Raw genomic sequence first — 7,846 nt, 5'->3', positions numbered from 1 at the left:
TCAACGACGTGGGGAGTTCGGGTGCGCAGTGCACCCGAACTCCCCACCGTCATTTCTGGACCGCAGCGCCCTTCTTGGCCAGCTGGATCTGCTCGTAGACCCGGGTCCGCAACGCGACGAACTTCGGATCCGCCCGGGTGTGCAGCTGGTCCCGCTCGGCCGGCAGGTCCACCACCAGCTCGTCCTGCACCACGGTCGGCGACGACGACAGCATCACCACCCGCCGGCCCAGGTACACCGCCTCGTCGATGTCGTGCGTCACGAACAGCACGGTCACCTTGAGCCGCTGCCACAGCGACCGGACCAGGTCCTCCAGGTCGGCCCGGGTCTGCGCGTCGACGGCCGCGAACGGCTCGTCCATCAGCAGGGTCTCCGGTTCGTACGCCACCGCGCGGGCGATCGCCACCCGCTGCTGCATGCCACCGGAGAGCTGCCACGGGTACGCCTTGCCGGTGCCGGTCAGCCCGACCGCGTCGAGTGCCTCCTCGACCAGCTGGGTGCGGCGCGCCTTCGGCACCTTCTTCTGCTTGAGCGGCAGCTCCACGTTGTCCCAGACGCTGGCCCACGGGAACAGGCTGCGGCCGTACTCCTGGAAGACCACCGCCATCCCCGGCGGCGGACCGGTGACCGCGTTGCCGTTGACCTTGACCGAGCCCCCGGTCGGCGTCAGCAGACCGGAGATGCACCGCAACAGCGTGGTCTTGCCGCAACCGGACGGGCCGACCAGGCAGACCAGGTCGCCGTTGTCGACGGTGAAGGTGAGGTCGCGCAGCGCCTCCACCTCCCGGTTGCCTGAGCTGTAGACCTTGCGCAGGCCTTTCACTTCGAGCATCGTGGCCCTCCTAGCCGGCCCGGCGCTGCGCCGCGCGCAGCCCCTCGTACCACCGCAGCGCCCGCCGTTCGGCGAGCCGGAACAACAGCGAGAGAGCGAAACCGAGCAGGCCGAGCAGGATGATCCCGCTCCACATCTCCGGGATCGCGAAGCTGCGCTGGAACTGCACGATGGTGAAGCCCAGCCCGTTGCTGGACGCGAACATCTCGCTGATCACCATCAGGATGATCGCGATGGAGAGCGCCTGCCGCAGGCCCGCCGCGATCCGCGGTGAGGCCGACGGGAGGATCACCCGGGTCAGCCGGGCGGGCCCGGTCAGCCCGTAGGCGCGGGCGGTGTCCAGCACCACGCTGTCCACCGCGCGCACCCCCTCCACCGTGTTGAGCAGCACCGGCCAGACGCAGCCGAACACGATCACGATCACCTTCATGCCGTCGCCGATCCCGGCGAACAGCATGATCACCGGAACCAGCACCGGCGGCGGGATGGCCCGGAAGAACTCCAGGACCGGTTCCATGACCGCGCGCAGATTCCGGTTCAGGCCGATCGCCACGCCCAGGGCGATGCCGATCAGCGAGGCCAGCAGGAAACCGGCGAACAGCCGGAGCAGGCTGGGCACCACGTCGGCGAGCAACCGGTCCGGCTTCCAGGTGTCGCCGAACGCGGTGAGGATGGTCCGCAGCGGCGGCGAGTAGAAGCTCTCACTGCCCTCGCTGAGGAAGAACCATCCGGCGAACAACACCGCAGGCAGCCCGACAACAAACAAGATCCTTTTTAGTACGACCATCAGGCTGTGCCTCCTTGGGCATGCCCTCGTGGCCCTCGCCTGCGAGCCCGTGGGGGCGCTCCACGCGGGTGCCGCTCGGTGCAGTCGGTCATACCGCTACCTCGCCCCTGATCGACTGGTGCCAGGCGAGCAGGCGGCGCTCGCCGGTACGAGTCAGCAGGTTGATCACGACACCCAGGGCGCCGGTCACCACGATCAGGGCGTACATGGTCGCCACCGCGTCGGAGTTCTGCGCGGTCGCGATCTCCTTGCCCAGCCCCGGCGCGCCGATCACCAGCTCGGCGGTGACCGCCAGGACCAGGGCCACCGAGGCCGCCAGCCGCACGCCGGTGAAGACGTACGGCAGGGCGGTCGGCCAGAGCACGTGGCGAACCCGGCCCCAGGTGGAGAACCGGTAGCTGCGCGCGGTCTCCTCGGCGACCGGGTCGACGTCCGCGACGCCGTACAGGACCTGGACCAGGACCTGCCAGAACGCGGCGTAACAGACCAGGATCAGGGTGGAGCCCAGCTCGGTCCCGTAGAGCAGCACGGCGAGCGGGATCAGCGCCACCGACGGGATCGGCCGCAGGAACTCGACGGTCGAGGCGGTCAGCGCGCGCAGCACCGGCACCGACCCGATCACCAGGCCGGCCAGCACGCCGGCGACCACCGCGATGAGCAGGCCGATCGCCCAGGCGTACAGGGTGTCGCCGAGCGACTGCCAGAACGTCGCGGTGGCCGCCTCGTCGGCGAGCGCGGCCGCGATCCGGCTGGTCGGCGGCAGGTACCGCTCGTTCACCAGGCCGAGTCGCGGCAGCAGTTCCACAATGAGGAGCAACCCGGCCAGCCCGGCGGAGCCGAGCAGGACCGGGTTGCCACGGTGAGCCGTCGTCACGGCAGCAGCTTGTCCAGGTCCGGAGCGCTGGCGAAGATGCCGTCGGTGGTACCGAGTTCGGCCAGCTTCTGCACCGACGCCTTGTTGATCTCGGTGGGCCACTTCGGCAGGACCACCTGCGCGCGGGCCTTGTCGTCGATCTTGGTGTAGGTGGACAGGATCTGCCGCACCTCGTCCGGGTGGGCGTCCGCGTAGGTCAGCGACTCGTTCATCGCCTCGGTGAAGCGCTTGACCAGGTCGGGCTTGTCGGCGAGCAGCTTCTGCGAGGTGAAGTACGCCGCGATGGTCAGCTTCGGGTCGGTGTCCACGAACGTCGAGGCCACCTCCCGGCCGCCGGCCGCCTTGATCGTGCTGAGCTGCGGCTCGACCACCCAGGCCGCGTCGATGTCGCCCTTGTCCAGCGCCGCCGGCATGTTCGGGAACGGCATCTCGACGAACTCGATCTTGCTGGGGTCGCCGCCGGCCACCCGCACCGACTCGCGGGTCACGGTGTCACCGATGTTCTTCAGCGTGTTCACCGAGATCTTCTTGCCGGCCAGGTCCTTGGCGGTCTTGATCGGGCTGGCGCCCTTGACCACCACGGCGCCGAAGTCCTTGCCCTGCACGCCGGTCGTGGAGACGCCGGCCGCGACGGCCTTGATCGGCACGTTCTTGGTCTGCGCGATCATCAGCGAGGTCAGGTTGCTGAACCCGAACTGGAACTGGTTGCTGACCACACCGGGCACGATGGCCGCGCCGCCCTGGCCGGCCTCCATCTTCAGCTCGATGTTGCGGGTCTTGAAGAAGCCCTTGGACTGGCCCAGGTAGATCGGCGCGACGTCGATGATCGGGATGACCCCGACCGTCACGTTGTCCACGCCACCCGACGAACCGCCGGAATCGCCTGAGCCCTTGTCCGAACCACAGGCCGTGACCGTGCTGGCCACCATGGCCAGTGCCACGCCCGCGATCAAACGCCGCCGCATATCCCATCCTCCAGTAAATGTGTGCGCATAACGAACGGAAGTTCTCATGCAGAACGCTAAGATGTGGCTCGTGTCACGTCAATCATTTGTGTCGATCATCCGATGACGCGGGAACCGTACTACGTCCAATCGCTCGAGCGGGGGCTCGCGGTGATCCGTGCATTTGACGCGGAACACCGCGAATTGACCCTCAGTGACGTGGCTCGGCAGTGCGGTCTGACCCGGGCGGCGGCCCGCCGGTTCCTGCTCACGCTGACCGATCTCGGCTATGTCCAGACCGACGGCAAGCTGTTCTCGCTGACCCCTCGGGTGCTCGAGCTCGGGTACGCGTTCCTCGGTGGCCTGACCCTGCCCGAGGTGGCCGAGCCGCACATGGAACGCCTGGTCGGCGAGGTGCGCGAGTCGTGCTCGCTCTCCGTGCTGGACGGCGACGACATCGTCTACGTGAGCCGGGTGCCGACCAGCCGGATCATGCGAGTGGCGATCAACGTGGGCACCCGGTTCCCGGCGTACGCCACCTCGATGGGCCGGGTGCTGCTCGCCGCGTTGCCCGCGCCGGAGCTCGAGGCGTACCTGGCCCGGGCGAAACTGGAGCAGCTCACCGACCGCACCGTCTGCTCAGCCGCCGAGCTGCGCGCCGAGCTGGACCGGGTCCGGGCGACCGGCCACGCGGTGGTCGACCAGGAGCTGGAGGAGGGGCTGCGGGCGATCGCCGCGCCGATCCGGGACCGCTCCGGCGCGGCCGCGGGGGCGCTGAACATCTCGGTGCACGCGGCCCGGGCGACGATCGAGACCGTACGCGAGCGCCTGCTCCCGCCGCTGCTCGCCGCGGCCGCCGCGATCGAGGCTGACCTGCGGATCGCGTCACCGCGCCGCTCCGGGTAGTCACCTTGCGGAGCGCCACGATGATCATGGCCATGCGGAAGACCCTGGCAGCCCTGATATTCACAGGTGTGGTTTTCGCCACCGTGGTCCGGCTGGTGGACGGCGGGCCCGCGCCCGGCGACACCGTCCCGGACGGGCTGACCCTGCCGTGGATGTGGCAGGCGACCGTGCAGCAGGACCCACCCGGGCCGGCCTCGATGCTGGCCGGCGGGGACAGCCTGGGCTTCCGTGGCGTCGAGGACTACGACGCCGAGGGCAAGGTGGCCGCGGTCGGGCGCGGCGGCGACTACCGGATGCTGCTCTACGCCGGCTGGAGCACCGTCACCCCCGGCCAGGACGTGCTGCTCTCCCCGGACGGCCGGTCCGCGGCACAGGGGTACCTGGCCGGCTCGACCGCCGGCGAGTACGCCGAGGGCCTCGACGTCGTCGACCTGACCACCGGCCGCAGCACCAAGTACACCGGCGGGCTGCCGGCGGTCGCCATCGGGTACGGCCTCACCGCCGCGGGCTGCTGCGCGCCGGCCGCCTGGGCGCCGGACGGCCGGTCGCTGCTGGTCGAGACGACCGCCGCGGACGTCCGGAAACCGGGCACCGCCACGCTCGAGTCCCGCAGCCGCCTCGGGCTGCTCGACCTGGCCACGAACACGGTGCTGCCGATCGGTGCGGAGCGCCCGGCCGACCCGGTCCGCCAGGCGTCGCGCGGGGCGTTCGCCCCGGACGGGCAGCACCTGGTGGTCAGCGAGGGTGACCGGCTGCGGCTGATCGACCGTACCGGAAAGGAGAGCTGGACCACGACGCTCGGTGACCGGAGGTATCTCGCCGGCGCCGGCGCGTTCAGCGCGGACGGCGCCCGGATCGCGATCGCCGAGCTGACCGGCTGCCTGGACCGGTGCGACCGGGACGCCCTGGCGGCCCGGACCTGGGAAGTCTCCTATCTGGACGCCGCCACCGGGCAGCCGGCCACCGGCCCGGACCTGCCCGCCGTGACCGCGATGGCGATCCGCGCGCTCGGCTGGACCCGGTCCGGCGACGTGACCACCATGGACGTCGCCGCCGACCTGGTCCGGGCCGGCAGCTTCGGCGGGCCGGCGCCGCGAGCCGCGGCCTTCCCAGCGCGCCCGGTCGTCTGGTGGGTGGTGGCGCCGGCCGCGGTCCTGACCGCCGTGGCGCTGCTGACGGTGTGGCTGGTCATCCGCCGGCACCGACGTCCGGTTTTGATCAGCGATTGACGTTGCGTTGTCAATAGTTGCTTTGTAGATCGAATCTGTTCGATGATGGGCGCCTGAGGGGAGGCGTCCATCATGTCGCTTATGACCGCGCTCGACCGCGAGCACACCGTGGCCCCACCGGGGTTCAACCGCTGGCTGATCCCGCCCGCGGCGCTCGCCGTGCACCTGTGCATCGGCCAGGTCTACGCCACCAGCGTCTACAAGAACTCGTTCATCGCGCACTTCGGCGTCAGCCAGACCGCGATCGGGATCATCTTCAGCATCGCGATCGTGATGCTGGGGCTGTCCGCCGCGTTCGGTGGCACCTGGGTGGAGAAGAACGGGCCGCGCAAGGCCATGTTCGTCTCCGCGAGCTTCTGGACCACCGGCTTCCTGGTCGGCGCGCTCGGCATCGGCACCGGCCAGCTCTGGCTGGTCTACCTCGGGTACGGCGTGCTCGGCGGGATCGGCCTGGGCATCGGCTACATCTCGCCGGTCTCCACGCTGATCAAATGGTTCCCGGATCGGCCAGGCCTGGCCACCGGCCTGGCGATCATGGGGTTCGGCGGCGGCGCGCTGATCGCCAGCCCGGCCTCCCGGCAGCTGCTGTCGTTCTACGACGCGGATTACGACCCGAGCGTCTCCACCTCGGTCGCCGACGGCCACGCCCTGGTCCTGCTCTTCCTCACGCTGGGCGCCGGTTACTTCCTGATCATGATGTTCGGCGTCGCCAACATCCGGGTGCCCGCCCCCGGCTGGCGGCCCGAGGGCTGGGACCCGGCCACCGTCGCGGCCAAGCCACTGGTCACCACCGCGCAGGTGTCCGCCGCCAACGCGATCAAGACGCGCTCGTTCTGGCTGCTCTGGGTGGTGCTGTTCTGCAACGTGACCGCCGGGATCGGCATCCTCGAGCAGGCCAGCCCGATGATCCAGGACTTCTTCCGGACGTCGTCGGGCTCCGCGGTCACCGTGGTCGCGGCCGGCGGTTTCGTCGGGGTGCTGTCGCTGTTCAACATGGCCGGCCGGTTCGCCTGGTCGTCGACGTCCGACCTGATCGGGCGCAAGCCCATCTACCTGCTCTACCTGGGCGTCGGCATGGTCACGTACCTGCTGCTGGCCACCGTCGGTGACTCCGCGATCCCGCTGTTCGTGCTGCTGGCCGGGGTGATCCTGTCGTTCTACGGCGGCGGGTTCGCGACCGTGCCGGCATACCTGCGGGACCTGTTCGGCACGTACCAGGTCGGCGCGATCCACGGCCGGCTGCTGACCGCCTGGTCGGCAGCCGGCATCGCCGGACCGCTGATCGTCAACGGCTTCCTCGACAACGAGGGCAAACCCGGAACGCTGACGTCGTCGGCCTACCAGCCGGCGCTGCTCACCATGGTCGGCGTGCTGGCCGTCGGCTTCGTCGCCAACCTGCTGATCCGCCCGGTCCCGGTCCACCATCACGAGGCCACCGCCCCGTCCGAGAAGGAGAGCGTCGGATGAACGCCCGCCTGGCCGTCTCCTGGCTCCTGATCGCCGTCCTGCTCGGCTACGGCATCATCCAAACCGCCATCACCGCCGCCAAACTGTTCTGAGTCCCGGCGACCGGCGTGTGCGGTGGGGTTGCTCCCCGCGACGCCGGTCGCGACCGGCTCCCGGCCGCCGGCTTCCGATCGTCGGCTCCCACAAAGCGGACAATCGATCCCGGCAAGTGGTCCAGCGACAGCACGCACCCGACCCGGCTGGTGCTCAGGGGTGTCTCCGAGCGGTCGAGGCACCCCTCACTGCCAGCCGCGCGGTCTCGGCTGGTGCTCAGGGTTGTCTCAACGCCTTTGAGGCACCCCTCACTGCCAGCCGCGCGGTCTCGGCTGGTGCTCAGGGTTGTCTCGGCGGGCTTGAGGCAGCCGCCAGCGCCAGCCGAGGCCGGGACGCGGAACGGCTCGTGCTCACCGTCGTACCGTAGAAGTGTTCTGGTCTGAGGAGACCTCGCGCCGGATCGCCTGCCGGGACCGGACGCCTGCCTTCTGGGAAGCCGGCGACCAGAAGCGGTCAGCGCCGGGCGCAGCGGCCGTGACCGGCCGCGATCAGGCAGCGGACCGGCGCGCCAGAGCCGCCAGTACCGGGTCAGCCGTGCCCGCCGTCGGTGGCCGTCTCGGCACGAAGGATCGCCACGTCGACCGGTTCGTCCCGGTCGGCGCGGTTCAGCAGGGTCTGCGTCACGAACGCTGCCTCCTCGTCGTCGCTCCACCGACCCATCGGGAACTACCGGCTGGGCAAAAGCGGTCCCGGCCCCCGGTCCTAGTCCCGGGG

Annotated in this window: 8 protein-coding genes; 4 read left to right on the top strand and 4 right to left on the bottom strand. The window is 70.1% G+C overall.

Annotation, left to right across the window (positions count from 1 at the left end):
* Positions 1-49: 49 nt before the first annotated feature.
* The 4 genes from Apa02nite_RS46410 to Apa02nite_RS46395 form a co-directional block, all read right to left on the bottom strand.
* On the bottom strand, positions 50-832 hold the full coding sequence (locus Apa02nite_RS46410; protein WP_203830847.1) for an ABC transporter ATP-binding protein: 783 nt from the start codon (positions 830-832) through the stop codon (positions 50-52).
* Positions 833-842: 10 nt separating this feature from the next.
* A complete protein-coding gene (locus Apa02nite_RS46405) occupies positions 843-1,574 on the bottom strand; it encodes an ABC transporter permease (RefSeq protein WP_239165048.1) in 732 nt (243 codons plus the stop codon).
* A gap of 133 nt (positions 1,575-1,707) precedes the next feature.
* A complete protein-coding gene (locus Apa02nite_RS46400) occupies positions 1,708-2,493 on the bottom strand; it encodes an ABC transporter permease (RefSeq protein ID WP_067699009.1) in 786 nt (261 codons plus the stop codon).
* A complete protein-coding gene (locus tag Apa02nite_RS46395; RefSeq protein ID WP_203830845.1) occupies positions 2,490-3,458 on the bottom strand; it encodes an ABC transporter substrate-binding protein in 969 nt (322 codons plus the stop codon). Before Apa02nite_RS46395 ends, Apa02nite_RS46400 begins: the two co-directional genes overlap by 4 nt.
* Before the next feature lie 102 nt (positions 3,459-3,560).
* Here Apa02nite_RS46395 and Apa02nite_RS46390 point away from each other — a divergent pair, with 102 nt between their 5' ends.
* The 4 genes from Apa02nite_RS46390 (at position 3,561) to Apa02nite_RS52575 (ending at position 7,131) form a co-directional block, all read left to right on the top strand.
* A complete protein-coding gene (locus Apa02nite_RS46390; RefSeq protein WP_203830844.1) occupies positions 3,561-4,343 on the top strand; it encodes an IclR family transcriptional regulator domain-containing protein in 783 nt (260 codons plus the stop codon).
* A gap of 32 nt (positions 4,344-4,375) precedes the next feature.
* Positions 4,376-5,572, top strand: coding sequence for a hypothetical protein (locus Apa02nite_RS46385; protein ID WP_203830843.1), 1,197 nt, complete (start codon positions 4,376-4,378; stop codon positions 5,570-5,572).
* A 72-nt stretch (positions 5,573-5,644) separates the two neighbouring features.
* Entirely contained in the window at positions 5,645-7,039 is a 1,395-nt protein-coding gene (locus Apa02nite_RS46380) for an OFA family MFS transporter (RefSeq protein WP_203830842.1), read from the top strand.
* On the top strand, positions 7,036-7,131 hold the full coding sequence (locus Apa02nite_RS52575) for an MFS transporter small subunit (RefSeq protein WP_425548456.1): 96 nt from the start codon (positions 7,036-7,038) through the stop codon (positions 7,129-7,131). Before Apa02nite_RS46380 ends, Apa02nite_RS52575 begins: the two co-directional genes overlap by 4 nt.
* The last annotated feature ends 715 nt before the right edge of the window (positions 7,132-7,846 follow it).

This window comes from Actinoplanes palleronii, assembly GCF_016862315.1.
GTDB lineage: Bacteria > Actinomycetota > Actinomycetes > Mycobacteriales > Micromonosporaceae > Actinoplanes > Actinoplanes palleronii.
Note: the sequence above shows the minus strand (reverse complement) of the source record. Positions and strands in the feature narration are given on the sequence as shown.

Bases quoted from the DNA above. Each gene is read 5' to 3' on its own strand.
- Apa02nite_RS46410 (WP_203830847.1), bottom strand. From the start codon at position 832: ATGCTCGAAGTGAAAGGCCTGCGCAAGGTCTACAGCTCAGGCAACCGG.
- Apa02nite_RS46395 (WP_203830845.1), bottom strand. From the start codon at position 3,458: ATGCGGCGGCGTTTGATCGCGGGCGTGGCACTGGCCATGGTGGCCAGC.
- Apa02nite_RS46390 (WP_203830844.1), top strand. From the start codon at position 3,561: ATGACGCGGGAACCGTACTACGTCCAATCGCTCGAGCGGGGGCTCGCG.
- Apa02nite_RS46385 (WP_203830843.1), top strand. From the start codon at position 4,376: ATGCGGAAGACCCTGGCAGCCCTGATATTCACAGGTGTGGTTTTCGCC.
- Apa02nite_RS46380 (WP_203830842.1), top strand. From the start codon at position 5,645: ATGTCGCTTATGACCGCGCTCGACCGCGAGCACACCGTGGCCCCACCG.
- Apa02nite_RS52575 (WP_425548456.1), top strand. From the start codon at position 7,036: ATGAACGCCCGCCTGGCCGTCTCCTGGCTCCTGATCGCCGTCCTGCTC.